Below are 19,773 nucleotides of genomic sequence, written 5' to 3' on the forward strand. Positions count from 1 at the left end.
TCAACCTTTATTCCCTTTTAAAAAACGTAATAGACTCTGACAAGCAGTAACAAAAGACCGTAACCCAAGACTCAGCAAAAATAACCGTATTTTCGTTTTGCATCCAAACCTAGCGCTGAGTGGCACTTCCATCAGGAGAAAATGGCCATCGTCAGTGGTTGAAACGGTTAGTGCAAAAAAATTTGATGCCTTTAGAAATACATTTCGCAGATGTTTGCAGCGCGTGGCAATTGGTAAGATGTTCTCAATTTCTTCATTGTAGGCAGAAATATTCGAGCTAAGCTGCCCTTGGCGCTTGCGAAACACACCCATATGCCAAGGCAGCTGTATATATGGCGCGTGTCTCGCCATGCGCCGCCATAGATCCCAATCTCCCGCCAACTGCAGGTTCGGGTTAATTCCGCCAACTGAATCCCAAAGGCGCTTTCGCCAAAATGTTCCTTCTTGTTGTATATATGGCCAATGTATCCCGTCGCATAGGCCATTTTGAATGAGCGCCTGCCCATACCAGTCGGAACCTTTGGGGGTAATGGTATTTCCACTCATATCTATCACCATTGCCTGTCCGCCAACCCATTGTATCTGAGGCAGAGACTCCACCACCGTAAAGAGGTGAGCAAGGCATCCTGCATAGAGAAGATCGTCTGAGTTGATCCAGCTCATAAATGCATCTTCGGGAATACTAAGATGCGCAACGGCTAAGCTGATGGCATGATACATTCCTTTGTCGGGGTGTGAACACCAAGAAAAAATAAATGAACCATCATTACTAACATCGCGGATGTCGCTGGAAAATTTTTCAAGCTTATCTTGTGTCCCATCGCACGACATGCCATCTTGAACATGGTAATGTATTGTGTATTTGCCTCTTTGGCTAAAGACACTATACAGAGTTTCATCTATTGTTTTAACGGAGTTAAAGCTTGGCGTGATGATATATATACTTTGCATGTGGTAATATTATCTGTGTTGTTTGTGCTAGAAATATAGTGTTAAAAGTAATTGTAATAAGAGAGTTTTAATTCTAGAATAAGAAAAAAAGTGTATTTTTTTTGTATTCATAAAAAACTTGCAATGCAAAGCGATATAGAGATTTTTCCCTATTCCCCCGTATCCCGTTATTGTTTTTTTCTTTTGAAATGCGCTGTGCACTCTTCATCGCAAATTTAAATTTTTGTGCGTACGCCTTAAAAAGAGAACGAAGATTTTTTGAAAAAATGTCGGTTCTGTATTCGTATAATCCCGAAACAAACACTGGACCCCAAAGATGTTTAAAACCGTGGGCGTGATAAAAAATTATGGGTGAGCCATTTGCGTATGGGTTTGAATTGCGCCACTCAATGACTGAGCCATGCAAATTCCAGGGGGCGATACCACCTCCACCGTGTCTCATGACATGAATACCGTGAAATTGCAGTTGAAAAAAATTGAGATATTTTTGATCTGCAAATCGATCTTCGTCCAGTTTATCTTTGCACCAATTCAGGCAAGCATCGCGATACCAACGCAAACACTCTAAACCACCGCTTGTTTTGGTGAACGTAAGCCAGCTTACATTGTACAGCCCGTAACATTCTTTGTCCTTCAGGTTTGCGGCGAATCTGTGGGGAGTTATAATGACAGAAGCCTCAGGAGCTTCTTCAAAAATTGGTTCGGGCGATGAAAAAAACATCATATCTGCATCAAGATAAGTGACTTCCTTGATGTCACTGGTTCGCGTCAACAGATGCCAAGGCAGGCACGGCGTAATGGTAAAGTAGTACTCAACCAGACTGCGCGTGGGGCGGGTTGCAGCCAGTTCCGGGTCTGCCGCTTCCAGGTCGGCCAGTCGAAGCAGCGAAACGTGAGGATAGGCGAGTTTTGTCAGCGCGGCGTAGCATTGGTCGGAAAGGCAGAGAACATGTACATGCGCGTGGGGGCAGTGTTCACGCAGGCTCTCCAGCATGACCATGCCTCGCGGCAAGTAGTTGTGGTCAAAGTAAGTGCAAAAATGGCGGATGGTCACAGGTACCGCTCCAACTGGGGCGCAAAGTAGGCAAGCGTACGCCGCAGTCCCTCTGCCAGAGGAATCTTTGGTTTCCAGCCAAGCTCTTTACGGATGCTTGCGTCGTTGGAATAATAGTCACCGATATCAATTTTTTTTCGCTCTGCCGGAAACTCCCGTAGTTCATAATTTCCGCTGTTGTGCGCGGCAATGAGCGTTTCAGCGAGTTCGCGCAGGCTCACCACACTGTCACCGCCCAAATTGTAAACGCGTCCATTTGCCTTGGCACTTTCAGCCGCCAAAAGCAGGGCGTCAACGCAATCACCCACATAGGTAAAGTCGCGCAACTGCTCGCCCCCCCAGACTTCAAAAGGCTTGCCTTCCAAAATCAGGCGAATCCATATGCCCACAAAGGTTTGACGAGCATCCTTGATGCGCATGCAGGGGCCATAGGTATTGGTCAAGCGTAGCACACAAGCACGCAGGCCGTAGACATTGTTGTACAGCAGGTGGTACCACTCGCCCGCAACCTTATGAATGCCGTTGATATCTACAGGGCGCACAGGGTGATCTTCATCCACGGGCAGATAGTCTGGGCGGCCGTATATTTGTCGGGTGCCAGCAAAAACGATTTTTACGTCTGGGTTGTGAACGCGGCACGCCTCCAGAATGGAAAGCTGCGCTCTGGCGTTGATTTCAAGGTCTGTGAAGGGATCTGACATGGAGTCCATATGGCTGGTCTGCCCTGCCAGATTGAACAGAAAGTCTTGCCCCTGAATCAGGTGGCGCATGGCGTGGGGATCGCGCACATCCGTGATATTAAGAAAAATATTATTGCGGAATCCTTCCAGATTGGCCATATTGCCGCCATATTCTGGAATAAAACTGTCAGCGATGGTTACTGTCGCCCCTGCGTCCACAAGACGCCGGGCCAGATTCGAGCCGATAAAGCCCGCCCCGCCAGTGATAAGAACATTGGCCCCTGAAAAGTCCACATCGACTCCCTATGTGCCTGTTTTATGCGCCAGCACCGCACCATTCCCGCACAGCCCCGCAAACCCGCTGAACCTCGGCTTCGCCAAGCTGCGGAAACATTGGTAGACTGACCAGTCCGTGCATGATTTCTTCAGTAACAGGAAGCCCCGCAGGCGCGAGGATACTACGCGCTTTGTATGCAGGCTGCAAGTGTACGGGCTGTGGATAGTGGATGGCCGTGCCGATGCCTCTTTTGCGCAAAAAGTGCATAAGCGCATCTCTGTCTTTTGGGCAGCGCACAACGTATAAATGAAATACGGACTGCGCACAACTAGCTGTTTGTGGCAGTATCAGGTCGCTTGTGCCAAGCTCTTTTGCGTAGATCGCTGCCAGACGCTGCCGGGCTGCATTGTCTGCATCGAGATGGCGCAGTTGTATCTTCAAAATGGCGGCCTGAACCGGGTCAAGGCGGCTGTTGATGCCCGGAAGCGCACTGATATATCGCGCCTTCCAGCCATACTGGCGCAGGGCAGCCAGTTCGTCAGCCAATGTCGCGTTATTGGTGGCAACCGCGCCGCCATCGCCCAGCGCCCCCAGATTTTTTGTGGGATAGAAGCTGAAGGCGGCAGCAGCACCCATAGTTCCGACTTTACGCCCTTTATGGCATGCGCCGTGTGCCTGGGCGCAGTCCTCCAATACGGACAGGCCATGTTGGGCGGCAATGGACAAAATGGCGTCCATATCGCAGGGGTGCCCATAGAGATGTACGGGAATGACTACCGCTGGAGTCACCGCCGGGTGATGGTTTCGCAAATATGTTATGGCTTCATCCAGAGAAGAGGGCGACATGGTATAGGAGGCGGCATCAATATCAACCAAAACCGGCACCCCCCCGGCGCGTTCAATCGCTGCCACTGTGGCCACAGCCGTGTGTGACACGGTAAAGACCGCCTTGCCTGCCCCAACACCCAGTGCCCGCAAGGCCAACTCAATGGCATCTGTGCCGTTGGCGCAGGCGACGGTGTGTCCAAGGCCGAGCCAAGCGGAAAAATCTTTTTCAAAAGAGTCCACTTCCGGCCCAAGAATATATTGACCTGAATCAAAAAACCTGGCTACGCAATCCAGAATTTCCTGTCTGCGTTGGGCATAGGCAGCGTGGGGATTGGCGAAGGGAATAAAGGGGAGGGTCATGTTCGCATCCGTTTAGCAAGAACCATGTTATCCATATATGTATTTGTATTTTGAGGGGTAATTTTTGAAAGCGCAGTGGCTGCAAGAGATACTGGAGCACATAAGAAGGCAGCAAGTAAAAGCTGCACTGATGGACGCTGGGTGCCAAATTTCAGAATGTCGTAGAGCCATGCCAAAAAAAGCTGTGCTGGAGCACGACAGTCGCAGAGCAGGCGTTCTTGGCTCAAAATTTCAAATCCATTTTTTTCCAATATATTACGCAACCCGTTGGTTGTATAGCGTTGAAAATCATAGGGCATTTCGTGCTCGGGCCACATAAAGGGCATGGTGAGTAACAAGTGGCCTTCAGGTCGTAAGATTCGTGCCCACTCAGATACAATTCGATCAGGGTTGGGAACATGCTCAAGGGTCTGTGTGGAAAGCACGCTATCTATAGAGGCGTCATCTAAAGGAATTGTTTCGCCATTGTAGTAAATATCCGCCCGTTTATACATTCGATTTTCCGGGCTATCATACTCAAGGCCAATATATTCAGTAGCGGAGGTCAGCAACGCGCGATATGGCCCCGTGCCACAGCCAAAATCAAGAGTGCGCCCCAAAAGATGCGGGGCATATTCACCGAGTTTATGATAAAGCGCTCGTCGGCAAAGCCAAAAGGGATTAACCAAAAAGCCTGCAAAAGAAGGATGGAATTGGTTGGTTGCGACAAATGAAAGGAGTAGATGTTTACTTTTTTGTAGCATGTAGCTCTCTCCGAATTGCAACAATTCCATAGAATCCAGGAGGATCAATGTGCGTGCTATGCTTGGGTAAGAGGCGATAGGACGAGTTTAAGATAGTAGAAATCTTTGTTTTATCCAGCCAGCGGCATGCATAGCTCGCCGGGTAAATTTCCGGGGGGACGTTTTGTACGGTTATTCGTTCACCTTTTTCTGCAAAAGGAGTTCGGTCAAGGATGATGGCTTGCGGATTCAGGGCGGCAGCCTGCTCCAGCAGGGTATAAGGGGATTCCAGATATTGCAACACGCTGGAAAACAGTACCACATCTACCGGCCCATTGGCGGCACAGGACTGCATGTCGGGCCAAAACTGCAATCCGTCAGAACTGAATTCTTCTCTGCCCCAGGCCACAACGTGCGGCTGCTCCACCACATTCCAGGAAAGGGTGTCCAAATTTTGCAGCAGTGGCTTGTGTTGCCAGTAGGTGCTACCGAACGCGCCGCCAAAATCAAGAACCCGCAAGCGCCCCTTGTTCCAGGCAGCTACGCTCATGAGGGCTGAAAGTAGGGGCAGGTTATACTCTTCATGATAAAAGCAAACGGAATCGCGCTCCCATAGTGCCTTGCCGGCACGCACCGCCCGGGCTGCATCGCGAACCCTTACAAAAATAGCATCCTGATCGTAGCCGGAGGAAGCCGCTACTGCAGTTGCCCAGTCGGGGTAGTCGCCCTGCCATGTCACTGTTTGTACAGTGTGGCTGCGGTGGCGGAATTTCTGTATGCAGCGCAACAGGACGGGGGGTAAAAAATCCTTAAGTAAGGATTTACCTTTGGCTCGAAAAGAATTTGCTGCGTCGTTACCGTGCTTGTAAAAATTCATTTGAGCCTGCCGCATGACAAGACTCTCTATTACTTGCTGTGGGACAATCTCTGCAGTTCTTTTTGCAAACGGAGCACTGTATGATGTTTTTTTGCTACAATGCGTCCCTGACGAGTCAAAGCCGATATTTTGCACCAACGAGTGTTCCGGGTAAAGTGTATACATATCAGCCAAAAAAGCTGAGGCATGCCAGCGCACAGCCCAGGAACTGACTCTTTTTTCAATAGTGTCCCGCAGCATTCCTGTATAGTTGTATGTCCCATCAAGGTCAAAAGCTGCAGCCAGATCGCGCTTGTATAATTGCATCAAAAGCTTGCCCGCATCCGGCTCAAAAGCGTTCCAGGCGCGTTTCCATGTGCCCCAGCCCCAACAGTCCGCGCCACGCAAAAAGAAGGTCTTGGGTGGATCGGTCACAGTATGAGGAAAGCACCACCCGTGAATGGAGGCTACTTTAGGGTTGGCGGCATAGACATCCAGGCCCTGGTTCATATATTGTAAGAAAAATTGGGATGTTATAAGGTCGTCCTCCAAAACGATAATGCGATCATGCTTCTCAAGAACGTCTGTGACACCAGTGATTATGCTGGTGGCCAAACCATAATTTTTTTCGCGTTCCACCACGGTCACACTGTGAAACCCGGATGCAGCGCGGGCTATCGTTCGGACAGCCTCTGTACGCGGTCTTTCTTCATCAGTGCGCGGCCCGTCACAAAAAATGGTTATATCACTTTCAGCTGCCAAGTCGTTGGCGGCCAGAGCATCTAGGGAGCGGCGCAGGTGCCCTGGCCGATTGAACGCGAAAATGGCAATGGGCACACACATTGTATTTCACACTCCTCGTTGAGGAGCACAGCCAAACGTACTCGCGCTGTCTGAGATTACTGCGTAACGGGAAAAGGATGTCAAATGGACATTGTGTAAGCGCTTTGCCCATTCTTCCGCAAGCTGCTTCTCTTCATTTCTGTCTGTATCGTGAAAAAAAATGGCAAAAGAATCACATAAATAATCTTTAATTATTGGCATTGATTCTAATCGAGTAAAATCGTGTCCACTCGCAGGTCCGTCTATAATGGCACAGTCAAATTTTTCTTTTTCAGAAAAAATACGCTGTTGTGTTTCAGTTATATCTCCATATACGCCCGGCTTTATGGGGTTTAAGACAAATTTAATGTACTGGTCAACGCAATCACGCACAGCTATTTGTTTAACAATGTTTTGCCACTCCTTACTTTGATCTATCGTTGTTATATTTAAATTAATAGAGTTGATTTTAGCCAACCTAGCTAAAACGATTGTGGTCACGCCTGAACCGAATTCGATAATATTCCGCCTGTTGTTTATGCAAATTTCATTCGAAATATGACATAAAAATTCTGGCCCAGTTGCCCAATCCGTCAGCGGCAGGTATGTCCAATTTGCAAACAACGGTGTAAGCTGATGTGAAAATCTTGTTGCTGCAATTTGCTCTGCAATGTCCGCGAAAGCAAAACGGGCCAACTTTCGAATGAATTTTTTTATCCGACTACGCATCAAGGTCCTCCATATAAAAGTCACAGCAAGTGGATGTCTGCTGCGGAGAGGGCAATACGCCGTTTTTGTAATATATCCCAGACTCTACAGCCACATGATATTCTTGCACCCAGTCTATTATTTCAGAACCTTTATGAGCAAAAAAATTGAGGGAATAAACACCTGCGACAAGGGGAAACTTGGGAAAAACAAAATGAAAATCGCCTCTACGCGAGGAGTGAGGGAACAAGGTCGAACTCGCCCACAATACGGACTGCTGCCTAGAATCCATCATTCGTATGTCAACATCCATTTCATGCAATAAGGATTCTTTAATTTCGCCGTACTCTAAAACAATATGCACATTACTACCAGTAGCTGCTGCACAGCGGACATTATCTTTGACAGAATAAAAGGATATTGTTTTTAGCCGTGCGGCTCCATTGCCTTTTCTTGGCATATTTTTTATATTAGAACCGTACAGTTTTTTATCAAATGCATAAGAACGAATAACTTTATCAATAGGGCCTGAGTCTTTAATGGTTCCGTCACTGAGAAAAAAACCAAGGTTGCATAACGATGCAGTTGCTCCAATATTATGGCTTACAAATAAAACTGTCTTTCCCTCTCTGCCCGCATCTTCCATCTTGCCTAAACATTTTTTCTGAAATTCGGCATCGCCCACGGCCAGCACTTCATCCACGATCAGGATTTCAGGCTCAAGGTGGGCAGCAACAGCAAAAGCAAGGCGTACATACATGCCTGAAGAGTAGCGCTTTACCGGAGTATCCAGAAACTTTTCAACACCGGCAAAGTCCACAATTTCATCAAACTTGCGGCGAACTTCGGCACGGCTCATGCCCAAGATAGCGCCATTGAGGAAAATGTTTTCCCGGCCAGTCAGTTCAGGGTGAAAGCCCGTGCCAACTTCAAGCAGGCTGGCAACACGGCCTCGCAAGGTAATGCGGCCCGTCGTCGGCTCGGTGATGCGTGAAAGTAGTTTGAGCAGGGTCGATTTGCCCGCGCCATTGCGTCCGATAATGCCAACACGGTCGCCGGGCATGACGTCAAAGCTAACGTCCTTGAGCGCCCAGAATTCTTCCTGACTTTGGCCGCCCCTGTGCAACAAGCGCTTGGGCAGCTGAAAAATTTCTTCGCGCAACGACTTGTAGCGCGTTTGGCCTTCATGCCGGATAGTATAGCTCTTGCCGAGCCCTTCAACGGAGATAATGGGTTTCATATACGTATCCTAAATCACGTCCGCGAAGGTGCGCTCAGTCTTACGAAAAATCTTGATGCCCAAAAACAGAAAAATAATTGCACAAACAATGCTTATACACAGCGCCCGCTGCGGAAATTCGATGGAGCCCAACACCGCCCAGCGAAACCCGTCAATAACGCCAACCATAGGGTTGCATTCATAGAGCAGACGCCATTTTTCAGGCACAATGCTGGACGAGAAGCCCACGGGCGAAAGGTACAGGCCAAACTGGGTGATGAAGGGGACAATGATGCGAAAGTCCCGGTACGTCACATTCAGCGCGCAAAGAATCAGCCCCGGACCAAGGGCCACAAGGGCAGCCAGAAACGTCAGCGGCACAACAGCAAAAAATTGTATGGGCGGAAGGTACTGATACCACAGCATCATGGCGCACAGCAGCACAAAGGATATGGCGAAGTCCACCACAGCCACACCAATGGTGGCGGTCGGGACGATGACTCTGGGAAAATACACCTTTGAAACAAGGTTGCTGTTAACAACAAGGCTGTTGGCCGTGGCCGCGATGGCTGTGGCGAATAGCTGCCAGGGCAGCATGGCCGCAAAAACCATCAAGGGATACGGAGCTGAGCCTTCGGAAGGCAGCTTTGCCACCTTTGCAAACACAAAGGTAAAGGCCGCCATGGTCAGCAGCGGACGCAGCACAGCCCACAATATGCCCACCACAGTCTGTTTGTACTGCACGGCCACGTCGCGCCACGTTAGAATGAGAAAAAGCTCCCGGTAGCGCCACAGGTCTTTCCAGTACTGGCGTTCGGCGCGACCTGCTTCAATAACAAGTTCATGTGACATGGATGCTAATGGCCTCGTTTATGCTGGTTTTGCAAAAAATCGTTGTACGCGTCACGCAGGCCTTCTTCCAACCTCACGCGGGGCTGCCAGCCCATACTGAAAATTTTGCTGCAATCCAGGAGTTTGCGCGGCGTACCATCGGGCTTTGTGGGGTCAGTGTCAATCGTGCCAACAAAGCCCACAATCCTGGCAATAAGCCGGGCGGCCTCAAGGATGCTGATGTCAGAGCCGCAGCCCACATTGACGTGTTCAAAATCCGAATAGTTTTCCAGCAGAAATACGCAGGCCTCGGCCATATCATCCACATACAGGAATTCGCGTAAAGCGTTGCCCGAACCCCAAATGGTCACTTTCTCGGCTCCGGCCATCTTGGCTTCGTGAAAGCGCCGGATAAGCGCGGGGATCACATGGCTGTTTTCCGGATGATAATTGTCTCCGGGACCATACAGATTGGTGGGCATGGCGCTGATGGCGTCAAAACCGTACTGCCTGCGGTAGGCCTGGCACATCTTGATGCCCGCGATCTTCGCGAGGGCGTAGGCATCGTTGGTGGGTTCCAGCGGCCCGGTGAGCAGATACTCCTCCTTGATGGGCTGTGGGCACATCTTGGGATAAATGCACGACGACCCCAAAAACAGCAGCTTCTTGCAGGCGTTGCGGCAGGCGCTGTCAATGACGTTATTCTGTATCTGCAGGTTTTGGTAGATAAACTCCGCCGGATAGGTGGCATTGGCATGGATGCCGCCCACCTTGGCCGCAGCAAGCACCACAATGTCAGGCTTGTACTGCGCAAAAAAATCCCGCACCGAGGCCTGATCGCACAGATCCAGCTCCGCATGTGTGCGCGTGAGCAGATTTTTATAGCCAGCGCACGCCAGAGCCCGGCATATGGCACTGCCCACAAGGCCGCGGTGTCCGGCTACATAGATACGTGAATCTTTGTCCATGCGGGCTTACTCGTTATGGCTGAACGTCTTGAATCCAGCCACTTTGCACACGGCGTCGCGCATGCTGAGGGCCAGATCTTCTCGTGCCATTTCGGCCACCATATCTTCAAAGGTCGTGCGCGGCTCCCAGCCCAGTTTTTCCTTGGCTCTGGCCGGATTGCCCAGCAGGGTTTCCACCTCTGTGGGGCGGAAGTAGCGCGGGTCTACCCGCACAATGACATCGCCGGGTTTGACGTGGCACTCCAGCCCCTGACGGTTGCCAGCGGCCTGTTGCAGCCTGACCACGTCTACGGCGGCGACCGTGCCGGTCTCGTCTACGCCTTTGCCCTGCCATGTGAGCGTCAGTCCCATTTCTGCCGCTGCCGCATTGACAAAGTCCCGCACAGAAAACTGCCGCCCCGTGGCAATAACAAAATCCTCTGGCTTTTCCTGTTGCAGCATGAGCCACTGCATCTCCACATAATCGCGGGCATGCCCCCAGTCGCGCTTGGCATCCATATTGCCGAGATAGAGGCAATCCTGAAGACCCAGCACCATACGGGAAAGCGCGCGGGTGATCTTGCGCGTCACAAAGGTTTCGCCGCGGATGGGGGATTCGTGATTGAAAAGGATGCCATTGCAGGCGTACATGCCATAGGCTTCACGGTAGTTGACCGTAATCCAGTAGGCGTAGAGTTTGGCGCAGGCGTAAGGCGAACGGGGGTAGAAAGGCGTTTTTTCGGTTTGCGGCACTTCCTGAACCAGACCAAAAAGTTCGGAGGTAGACGCCTGATAAAATTTTGTTTTTCCTGTCAGTCCGGCAATCCGGATGGCCTCCAGCAGGCGCAACGTGCCCAGAGCGTCCACATCCGCCGTATATTCCGGCGATTCAAAGGACACCTGAACATGGCTTTGCGCAGCCAGATTGTACACCTCGTCCGGCTGCACTTCCTGCATGATGCGGATAAGGTTGCTGGAATCGCTCAGGTCGCCATAATGCAGTATAAAATGTCGAGCGTTGGTGTGAGGGTCCTGATAGAGATGGTCAATGCGGTCTGTGTTAAAGAGCGAGGCGCGGCGTTTGATGCCGTGCACTTCATAACCCTTGTGCAACAGAAATTCTGCCAGATAGGCGCCATCCTGACCAGTGATGCCCGTTATAAGCGCTTTTTTCATAATTCTATAGTGTAACTACGTATAGTCTTGTGTTGTTGGGTTGGCGGTTAAAAAGTCAAACGAATAAACATACTCATTATTGCAACTATTGTCTACTCGGCAGCCTGTGGGGCATTCAAGGCGTATCTGTTTTTTCTTCCCGTCCGTACACATCTGCAAAGCGAACGATATCATCTTCGCCCAGGTACGTGCCGGACTGGATTTCAATAAGTACCAGAGGGATGACACCGGGGTTTTTCAGCCGGTGCTTTGTGCCAACCGGGATGTAGGTGGACTGATTTTCTGAGAACAGGCGAACCTCGTCGCCGTTGGTCACTTCCGCCGTGCCGTTCACCACGACCCAGTGCTCGGCGCGGTGATGGTGCATCTGGAGGGAAAGCTCCGCGCCGGGATTGACGATGATGCGTTTGACCTGAAAGCGGCCGTCCATGACAAGGGTTTCGTAGCTGCCCCAGGGGCGGTAGACTCGCGGATGTTGCCTGCATTCGGCCCGTTGGGCTGACTGCAGACGCCCCACAATGGCTTTGACGTCCTGGACACGTTCGCGCGGGGCCACCAGAACGGCGTCGCTCGTCTCAACGACCACAAGGCCGCGCACGCCAATGGCGGTCAGCAGACGGTGCTGGGCGTTGAAATAGCAGTTTTCCGCATCCTGGGTCATGATGTCGCCGTGGCAGACATTGCCGCTGTCGTCGGCCTGTTCTGCCTGGTACAGTGCCTCCCACGAGCCAAGGTCGCTCCAGCCTGTCATCAGGGGAACGACGGCCGTAAGATCAGTCTGCTCCATGACCGCATAGTCGATGGAGTCGGACGGCGAAGCCAGAAAAGCATCGGCGTCCGGGCGGCAGAACGCGCCGTCCGCCGTGTGGCCTTCCCAGGCGGCGCGGCAGGCCGTGTGTATTTCGGGGGCAAAGCGTTCAAGCTCTTTCAGATACACTGAGGCGCGCAAAAGAAACATACCGCTGTTCCACAAAAAGCCGCCCTGATCCAGCATGGCCTGGGCAGTCGTTGCATCGGGTTTTTCCACAAAGCGGGCCACGCGGTAACCGTCGGCCAATGCTTCGCCCTGTTCGATGTAGCCAAAGCCCGTTTCGGGGCTTGCGGGCGTGATGCCAAAGGTGACGATATGCCCTTGCTCCGCCAGAGCAGCGGCAGATCTTACCCCTTTGAAAAAGGCGTCTTCATCGCTGATGGCATGGTCGGACGGCAGCACCAGCATAAGCGGATCCGCCCCGTCGTCCATAAGGGAAAGGGCCGCAAGAGCGATGGCTGGCGCGGTGTTGCGCGGCGCTGGCTCCAAAAGAATGGTGGCGCGAACATCACATTCGTACAAGGCCGCTGTTACGTAAAAGCGGTGCTCTTCATTACAAATGACGGTAGGTTCGAGACTGTTTGGCGCGCGCCGCGCGCGCAGGAGCGTATCCTTGAACAGCGTGCGCCCCTCGCCCATATCCACAAACTGCTTTGGATAGGTTTCGCGCGAGAGCGGCCACAAACGCGTGCCGCTGCCGCCGCAAAGTATGACGGGGGCAATGTTTTGCATGGTTTTACTCATATGTGCTCAGGTGAACGTTACCCACAGCATATCGTTTGCATATCCGCTGTGATGAGGCATCCTGAAGGTACACTATTCACGTATGCAGAACAAGGCTGTCACGCGGGAGCGGCCTGCTTGCGTCTATGCAGGAACAGCCCCGTCCCGTTCTTCCAACAGGCGCAGGAGTTCGGCGGTTTTGTCTTCCAGCAGGGGGCGGTTGCCGCGGGTTTCCACATTGAGGCGCAAGAGTGGTTCGGTATTGGACATGCGCAAATTGAAGCGCCAGTCCGCAAATTCCAGATTCACGCCGTCAATGCTGTCCTCCTGGATGGCCTGGGACGCATAGCGATCCCTCACCAGTTGCATGAGGGCGGGCGCGTCCTGCACGCGGCGGTTGATTTCGCCGCTGCACGGGTAGGCGTCCATGCGCTCGGCCACAAGTTCCGCCAGGGGGCGGCCGGTGCGGTGCAGCAAGGCCGCCGTCAGCAGCCAGGGCAGCATGCCGGAATCGCAGTAGGCAAAATCACGAAAATAATGGTGGGCGCTCATTTCGCCGCCGTAAACGGCGTCTTCGGCGCGCATGCGTTCCTTCATGAAGGCATGGCCGGTCTTGCCCATGACAGGCTGGCCGCCTGCGGCCAGCACCACTTCACGGGTGTTCCAGTAAACCCGCGTGTCATGCACCACCTTGCCTCCGGGAGCGCGGCGCAGCAGTTCCTGCGCCAGCAGGCCTATGCAGTAATAGCCTTCAATGAAGTTGCCCTCGCCGTCATAAAAAAAGCAGCGGTCAAAATCTCCGTCCCAGGCAATGCCCATATCCGCTCCTGCCTCGCGCACGGCAGCGGCTGTGGCGGCGCGGCGTTCCGGCAGAAGGGGGTTGGGCACGCCGTTGGGAAACGAGCCGTCAGGCTCCATATGCAGGCAGGTGAAATCAAAGGGCAGGTCTTTTACCAGTTCTTGCAGCACAAGCCCCGCGCAGCCATTGCCCGCATCGGCCACGATTTTGAGAGGCCTGCGGCCCTCCGCAGACGCACTCTGGCCTGCGCCGCTCTGGCCAGCGCCGCTGTAGTCGAGCAGCCAGCGCAGGTATTCGGCCCTGAAGGAAGCCTCATGCAGGGCAGGACGCGCCGCAGCCGCAGAGAGGGGGCGGGCATCTGTAGAGAGGGAGTGGGCATCCGTGGAGAGGGCGCGGGCATCGTCCGCCAGCAGCTCGGCCACACGGTCGCGCAGGGCGAACAGGCCGGAATCGCCGCTCACGGGAATGGCCCCGCCGCGCACCAGCTTGAAGCCGTTTTCGTCAGCCGGATTATGGCTGCCGGTGATCATGATGCCCGCATCAAAGGGCCCGCTTGCAGACTGATTGGCGGCGTGGTTGGCGGCGTGATCGCCTGCGTGATTGGCGGCGGCATAGTATATTTCTTCCGTGCCGCAGAGGCCGATGTCCGTAACACTGGCTCCGGCCTGACGCAGCCCGCTGGCCAGGGCATCGCGCAGCAGAGGCCCGGAAAGGCGGGCGTCCCGACCCAGCACAACGTGGCGAGCGCCAAGCACGTCCACCACGGCCCGGCCCAGGGCATGCGCCAGGGAGGCATTGAGAACATCGGGCACACGGCCACGAATGTCGTAGGCTTTGAAGCAGGAAAGGGTGTTACTCATGCGGTCCCCGGCGTTGTCGCGCCTGCGCGCGGCTGTCATGAAACAAATCTCGTGCGCCACCGTTGTAGCCAACTTGAATGGATTTTGCCAAGCCTGTTTTTGCGTGCTGCGGCGCGGAAAAAAGAAAAAACGCGGTGCCACATGGTAATGGCAGTGTTGCGCACCGCAGTGCCCGTGTTGCTCCAGGTAATTGTTCGTCAAACAAGGCGAGACGGCAGCAGTGCAACTGTGAGAATGTACGTTTTTAAAGCTCTAAGGAAGCTGCCCCCTTTGTGGCGCGGCAGCCCGCGCAGGCAGTAGAGCACTTGTACCGCCAAAGTGCGCTAAAGAAAGCACCTGACCCGGTATTGTGACTTATTCTTGTCTCCCAGCGCTTGGCTTTGCGCCAATAGCTCATATGCCAGCTTTCGCAAACTGACAGGCCAGGACATCAGTGTGCCATAGGCATCCTTGTGGTCTTGCAGGGGAATATAATCAACGATTGATTCAAGCCATAACCGTGGCATGCTGCGTGCGCCATGTAGCGCGCCGAGAAGAGCCCCGCAAATGGCGCTCTGTGCGGAAAAATTTTTGTGTGTGGTACCGAATAATGAAGCTGTTTCCATCAATGCACATGAAAAGCTGTCGTTAAAAGCAGGGTATCCAAGCTGCAAAAGGTGCCAAAAGGCATTATGCATAACATTAAATAAATGATCCTGCCAGCTTTTACCGCTTGAATCAGGTCTGACACATGTTGCTTTTCCCAGGCAGAACATGAGGTCGTGATTTATGTTATTTGCTGAACCCCAATCAAGAATCCTGTTATACAGCTCGTCAATAGTGCCCATGTGTGAAACCGCGCCAGCTATGGACACAGCCAGTACAGCGCTGGCGTCAGCATACAGGGGGTGCGGGTGTGTCAGCATGGCGTCTTGCCGTGCGGCATCGGCAACTGCCTCCATAGGGCGTTGCGCCCCCCAAATTCCCAAAGGAATGCTGCGCAGCAACCCGCTGAAAAGGGTTGGTGCCGTGCCAGATTCTTCCTCCCAATTTTTGGTTGAAAGAACTGCGCCATCCATTTTATATGCGCCAATCTGCACAACTGCGGAATATGCCCTGCAGGCGTCATCTGATTTGTAATCAGCGTTCAGAATAAGCACGCGGGCCAACTGAAGCAGCATCATGCCGTCATCATTTGGCCTCCCGATCAGCGAGCACTCCAGCCCGTGGCCTGGTAGGGGCGAAATTTGTGGGCCGATGGGCAGTTGTAGCGCTCCGCCAGCAATAAAACCGTAAAAGCAGCCCAGGGCTCTGTCCATCCGACGGTAAGGCAACAACGCATGGTGTGCAGTCATCATTTTCCTCTTGATTTGTATGATGAGCACTATAGATTTACTTTATTGCAAGTTTTGCAATAAATATCGCATAAATTACTCTTTCATACGTACAACCATCAGGTCAGTATCATGCCGCAAAAAATGCACGAGCGTACCTCATCGGAAAAAATGCTGATTCTGTATTCACTGCTGTTATCGTCGTCCCGCCAATGGTCATTGACGGAAATAGCCGAACATTTGCAGTGCGCAAAATCAACGGCCCTTCGACTGCTGGCCAAGATTGAAAGCTTTGAGGGGCTGCGCCTTGTCAGCCGCACACGTGGTACCGCTGCTGGCAGGCCGGAAAAATGCTATGAGCTTGAAAAGACTTTGAGCGATGGGGAGAAATCCCACACCGTCGTGAGCGCCGAAGAGATGCGCCTTTTGCACCTGTGCCGCGACATCGCCTTGCCCTTGCTGCCGCCAGCCCTGCAAAAAACGCTGGCCGCCGTTCTGCGGCGGACATCGGTGCTAGTGCCGACCAAGGACGTTTGGAAGGAGCCGCAATGGCCTCAGTTACGAATGGCCATGCTGGGAACCATTGATTACGGGCGATTTCAGGATATTTTGCAAGGTCTTCTGCTGGCAATGACAAAAAAGCAGGTCTGCCAGATAGGGTATAAAGCTCAGGACAAGCCATCCCGATCGTACGAGATGGCAGTTACGGGCCTTTGCGGCAGTCGCCAGGCCTTGTACGCGAAGGGCTGGCTTGTGCGGGATAAAGGCGCTGTTGAGCCTTTGCACCCCCTGTTTCTGGCTGTGCATCGTATGGAAAACGTCGTCCCGACCCGTCGCACGCACCAGCTGCCAGCGATAAACGAGGATGGTCAATATTTTGGTCTCATTGAAGAAAAGCCATTTTCCGTAAAGATATTTTTCGAGAGCGAGCTGGAAACGTATATCCGTGAGCGCCGTTTCAGCAGTGAACAAAGGATTGAAAAAGTAGAGGGCGGCATTGAGCTCACCTTCACGGCGCACAGTGATATGGAGGTGGCGGCCTGGCTGTTGGGTTTCGGCAGCAAGGCCAGAGCCATAGAGCCCGCATGGCTTGTGCGGCACATGCGGGCTGAGCTGGCGGTCATGAATGGGCTTTATTCTGATTGAGAATTGTTCTGACCGTCATTGAGATACGTGTTGACGGCCTTGAGGGCCTGTGCCGTTATGTTTGAAAACGCTGATAGGTCCAGAGTGGTTTTTCCCTTGATTGAGGGGCAAAATTCTTTTTTCAGGCAATACTCGGTGTTGTCCGCATCGTTTTGTTCCCAGCAGTCATCCAGATACATCTTGCTCGGTTCTTCATAAATCCACTCGCGGCCAGGAATGTACACGTAAAAGCAGGTGCAAAGCTTGAGATCATTTTCAATGCCGGCAATATAGCAGCTTGCGCGTAACTGAGCGCTCTTTACCGTGGTTGAAGCGAAATCCCAGGAAAGCGCGTGAAACTTGTCTTTCCATACGGCGGCGTGACTGAAAATCTCATTGACGTTTTTAAAACTGAGGTCTTTGACTTTTTTGGGAGAAAAGCAGCCGCCCTGAGCAGGCAACCATGTTTTTTGATAAGCCTCCGCCATAAATTGAAACAAATCCATTTTACACAATGCGGCATTTCGTTTTGCCTGGAAGAAGCTTACTACTTCTTCTAAATTAAATGGCGGTGGGGGACTGGTGCTTAAATCAAATTCGGTAATAAGAGTACGGTTGTTGTCTAAAAAAAAGAAACGGACGCTTTCAGGTATTGTAATGGTGTTTGTAGTCGGACACATTAAACGCCTCCATAGATTTTGTTAAAAATGCTGTGACGTACTGATGCGCCCGTACTATTGGGGATGGACGTTACATGATCTTTTTTCAGGTGTTCTTCCCACAATTTCAAAAAATCTTGCCAATACGCAATTCGCCACGGGTTTTCCTTACGTGTAAAATTTTTTTTGCCAGTAACATATTTTTCACTGGATGCGTGCTGTATGACAAAAAAGCAGGCAATATTGTTTCCTGTATCTATACATTTTCTGCGTTCCAGACGGGATTTCGCTTGTGTTTCATAGTCGGTAAAAGGGTTGTCAGCGCTTGCGTCAAACTTTACTTCCAGCACAACAGCCCTTGCGGTCTCCGCGCATCCCCACTCAAAAAGGATGTCGATCCTTTTATTGTTTTGTGACAAATCCTCTGCACGGATTGTAATATCCTTGCCTGAAGGCAAAAACTTTTCCGCTTCGCCCTTTGGTAAGCCACTGGCTTGATACAGGGCGCGTAAAAAAGCGCGCGCACTTAGGATGTCATCCTGCAATGTCGCAACAATCAACTTGGTGATGTTTGCTTCGGTTAATGGCCTGTGCCAAAAAACAGGCTGGTGACGCAACGCGTGGCCGGGCCAATCGGGGCCGAAAAGCTTTGAAATGGCTTTTGGCGGCATGAAGGCATGTGAAAAGAGGTCCGCGCAGCGTTGCTGGCATAGAAGTGCTACGGCTTCACGGGTGCTTTCAAGCAACGCTGTGGAAAATGGGCCCTCGATAAACGCCACCATCGCATCATGAGAAAATTTTCCTGGAGCTGACTGCCACGTCTTTGGCGCGATGCGCCGCATTTGCGCATGCAGCACAGCAGCAGGTTTTTCGATACATTTTGCCATTACAGCCCCCAAGGCCAACGTAAAAAAAAAGCGCGTTTTCCCGGCGCGACAGGATGCTCCGCCTCCTGCCGTCAAGCAGGCTTGGCTCAAATCCGGCAGACGCCACGAGTAAGCAGCGCTCAGCGTGGATGCACCTGAACCCGCACCACCGTCTGTGATTTGGTATCGTAAAGACAGGAATATTCCATGGGAATCATAACGCCAAAGGCATTTTTGAACAACAATGCCTTGGCATTGTTACTGCCTGACAACAGGACAAGGTTTTCATCACCCTTCACGGTGTCAACATATGGAAAACGCGGAACAAATTCCACCGCAAAGGTTTGCCATTCAAAGCCGTACCGTGCGTTGTTTTCAATGGCGCTGGAACATTGGGGCACGGCATCCCGCCGCAGGGATTCCGCCCAGTCATGAGGGGTCGGTTCTTTAAAGTAATTCCAGCCCAGCACAAGAATAAACAGGACCAATAGCGCCCAGCGATTATGTTTTTTCTCAAGCCGTGCCTTCTCGGCCTGAACCTGCTGGCTTTCACGAGCCTGTGCCCGAAGGGCAGCATCAACAGGTTGCCCGCAATGTGGGCAACTGGGTGCCGCGATTGCAATTTTTTTATGGCATGCGGGACAAGACATAAGTTCCTGCGGCATTTTTTCCTCCCGGTCCACTGCGTGGAATCATGATGTATTTGGGGCGCCAGCGCACGTTACCGTTGAAAGCGGATAGATGGCCCAGGCCCGCTCAAGAGTGCAGCACGTCACAATTGGCGCGGGTTCTGCCGAAAAATGTACTTTTCGGCAGGACGCCAGCTTGAAATGTGCAGCATTTCAACGTTGATCTGATATATAGATGAGCTTTGTTCCAGAAGGTGAAATCAATGTCCGATTTTTTTTGTCCCCGCTGTGTAGCGAGGCCCGCGCTGCCGGTGTTTCCGGCACGGATCAGGGAAGTTGACCTGGCAGATATATTTTCTTAGGCTACGTTATGCAATTACATGCTGAAAGAAGCCACAAGGCATTCTGCCCTGGCAGAGGGCCTGCCTCTGCCACACGTTCACCCCTTGTCCGAAAAAAACCGGGATGGGGTGATTCGTGAGTCTGTGCTTTTTCCCGGCAGGTTGTCGGGAACTCTTTGAAGTAAGAGCTTCTCTCTGCACAAGGCCGCGCTCTGA

17 protein-coding genes and 2 pseudogenes are annotated in these 19,773 nt (G+C 52.1%); 2 read left to right on the forward strand and 17 right to left on the reverse strand.

Going from position 1 to position 19,773, the window contains the following annotated elements; translation table 11 throughout:
• The 12 genes from RBR41_RS11245 to RBR41_RS11300 form a co-directional block, all read right to left on the reverse strand.
• Window positions 1–951, reverse strand: coding sequence for a glycosyltransferase (locus RBR41_RS11245; protein WP_320352689.1), 951 nt, complete (start codon window positions 949–951; stop codon window positions 1–3).
• Window positions 952–1,024: 73 nt separating this feature from the next.
• Window positions 1,025–2,005: a glycosyl transferase gene (locus RBR41_RS11250; RefSeq protein ID WP_320352690.1), complete on the reverse strand. Its 981-nt coding sequence runs from the start codon at window positions 2,003–2,005 to the stop codon at window positions 1,025–1,027.
• Window positions 2,002–2,979: an NAD-dependent epimerase/dehydratase family protein gene (locus RBR41_RS11255; RefSeq protein WP_320352691.1), complete on the reverse strand. Its 978-nt coding sequence runs from the start codon at window positions 2,977–2,979 to the stop codon at window positions 2,002–2,004. The genes RBR41_RS11250 and RBR41_RS11255 overlap by 4 nt, the downstream gene beginning before the upstream one ends.
• 22 nt (window positions 2,980–3,001) lie before the next feature.
• The gene (locus tag RBR41_RS11260) at window positions 3,002–4,150 is read right to left on the reverse strand and encodes a DegT/DnrJ/EryC1/StrS family aminotransferase (RefSeq protein WP_320352692.1); all 1,149 of its coding nucleotides are present in this window, start codon (window positions 4,148–4,150) and stop codon (window positions 3,002–3,004) included.
• Window positions 4,147–4,893 carry a class I SAM-dependent methyltransferase gene (locus RBR41_RS11265; RefSeq protein ID WP_320352693.1) on the reverse strand — a complete coding sequence of 249 codons (747 nt, stop codon included), beginning with the start codon at window positions 4,891–4,893 and terminating at the stop codon, window positions 4,147–4,149. Before RBR41_RS11265 ends, RBR41_RS11260 begins: the two co-directional genes overlap by 4 nt.
• Window positions 4,877–6,571 (reverse strand): methyltransferase, TIGR04325 family, encoded by a 1,695-nt coding sequence (locus RBR41_RS11270; protein ID WP_320352694.1) that lies wholly within the window; start codon window positions 6,569–6,571, stop codon window positions 4,877–4,879. The genes RBR41_RS11265 and RBR41_RS11270 overlap by 17 nt, the downstream gene beginning before the upstream one ends.
• Before the next feature lie 6 nt (window positions 6,572–6,577).
• On the reverse strand, window positions 6,578–7,279 hold the full coding sequence (locus RBR41_RS11275) for a class I SAM-dependent methyltransferase (protein WP_320352695.1): 702 nt from the start codon (window positions 7,277–7,279) through the stop codon (window positions 6,578–6,580).
• Window positions 7,272–8,498 carry a polysaccharide ABC transporter ATP-binding protein gene (locus RBR41_RS11280; RefSeq protein WP_320352696.1) on the reverse strand — a complete coding sequence of 409 codons (1,227 nt, stop codon included), beginning with the start codon at window positions 8,496–8,498 and terminating at the stop codon, window positions 7,272–7,274. Before RBR41_RS11280 ends, RBR41_RS11275 begins: the two co-directional genes overlap by 8 nt.
• A gap of 9 nt (window positions 8,499–8,507) precedes the next feature.
• A complete protein-coding gene (locus RBR41_RS11285; protein ID WP_320352697.1) occupies window positions 8,508–9,329 on the reverse strand; it encodes an ABC transporter permease in 822 nt (273 codons plus the stop codon).
• Between the two features lie 5 nt (window positions 9,330–9,334).
• A complete protein-coding gene (gene fcl, locus RBR41_RS11290) occupies window positions 9,335–10,276 on the reverse strand; it encodes a GDP-L-fucose synthase (protein ID WP_320352698.1) in 942 nt (313 codons plus the stop codon).
• 6 nt (window positions 10,277–10,282) lie between these two features.
• Complete coding sequence (gene gmd, locus RBR41_RS11295) at window positions 10,283–11,431, reverse strand: GDP-mannose 4,6-dehydratase (RefSeq protein WP_320352700.1); 1,149 nt, start codon at window positions 11,429–11,431, stop codon at window positions 10,283–10,285.
• Window positions 11,432–11,546: 115 nt separating this feature from the next.
• Window positions 11,547–12,974, reverse strand: coding sequence for a mannose-1-phosphate guanylyltransferase/mannose-6-phosphate isomerase (locus tag RBR41_RS11300; RefSeq protein WP_320352701.1), 1,428 nt, complete (start codon window positions 12,972–12,974; stop codon window positions 11,547–11,549).
• 94 nt (window positions 12,975–13,068) lie between these two features.
• Here RBR41_RS11300 and RBR41_RS14630 point away from each other — a divergent pair.
• Window positions 13,069–13,218, forward strand: a pseudogene (locus RBR41_RS14630) (hypothetical protein); the annotation flags it as partial.
• Here RBR41_RS14630 and RBR41_RS11305 read toward each other — a convergent pair.
• Together RBR41_RS11305 and RBR41_RS11310 are read right to left on the reverse strand one after the other, a co-directional pair.
• Window positions 13,182–14,663 (reverse strand): annotated as a pseudogene (locus RBR41_RS11305) (hypothetical protein); the annotation flags it as partial. The pseudogenes RBR41_RS14630 and RBR41_RS11305 overlap by 37 nt on opposite strands.
• Before the next feature lie 284 nt (window positions 14,664–14,947).
• Window positions 14,948–15,988 (reverse strand): ADP-ribosylglycohydrolase family protein, encoded by a 1,041-nt coding sequence (locus RBR41_RS11310; protein ID WP_320352703.1) that lies wholly within the window; start codon window positions 15,986–15,988, stop codon window positions 14,948–14,950.
• A gap of 81 nt (window positions 15,989–16,069) precedes the next feature.
• Between RBR41_RS11310 and RBR41_RS11315 the strand changes: the two genes are divergently transcribed.
• Window positions 16,070–17,083 carry a WYL domain-containing protein gene (locus RBR41_RS11315; protein WP_320352704.1) on the forward strand — a complete coding sequence of 338 codons (1,014 nt, stop codon included), beginning with the start codon at window positions 16,070–16,072 and terminating at the stop codon, window positions 17,081–17,083.
• Here the strand turns inward: RBR41_RS11315 and RBR41_RS11320 are convergent.
• The 3 genes from RBR41_RS11320 to RBR41_RS11330 form a co-directional block, all read right to left on the reverse strand.
• On the reverse strand, window positions 17,071–17,742 hold the full coding sequence (locus RBR41_RS11320; protein WP_320352705.1) for a hypothetical protein: 672 nt from the start codon (window positions 17,740–17,742) through the stop codon (window positions 17,071–17,073). The two genes, RBR41_RS11315 and RBR41_RS11320, sit on opposite strands and share 13 nt — an antisense overlap.
• On the reverse strand, window positions 17,742–18,608 hold the full coding sequence (locus RBR41_RS11325) for a PD-(D/E)XK nuclease family protein (RefSeq protein WP_320352706.1): 867 nt from the start codon (window positions 18,606–18,608) through the stop codon (window positions 17,742–17,744). The genes RBR41_RS11320 and RBR41_RS11325 overlap by 1 nt, the downstream gene beginning before the upstream one ends.
• A gap of 119 nt (window positions 18,609–18,727) precedes the next feature.
• A complete protein-coding gene (locus tag RBR41_RS11330; protein ID WP_320352708.1) occupies window positions 18,728–19,252 on the reverse strand; it encodes a hypothetical protein in 525 nt (174 codons plus the stop codon).
• Between the last annotated feature and the right edge of the window lie 521 nt (window positions 19,253–19,773).

The sequence above is a fragment of the Desulfovibrio sp. genome, from assembly GCF_034006445.1.
In the GTDB taxonomy this organism is placed as follows: domain Bacteria; phylum Desulfobacterota; class Desulfovibrionia; order Desulfovibrionales; family Desulfovibrionaceae; genus Desulfovibrio.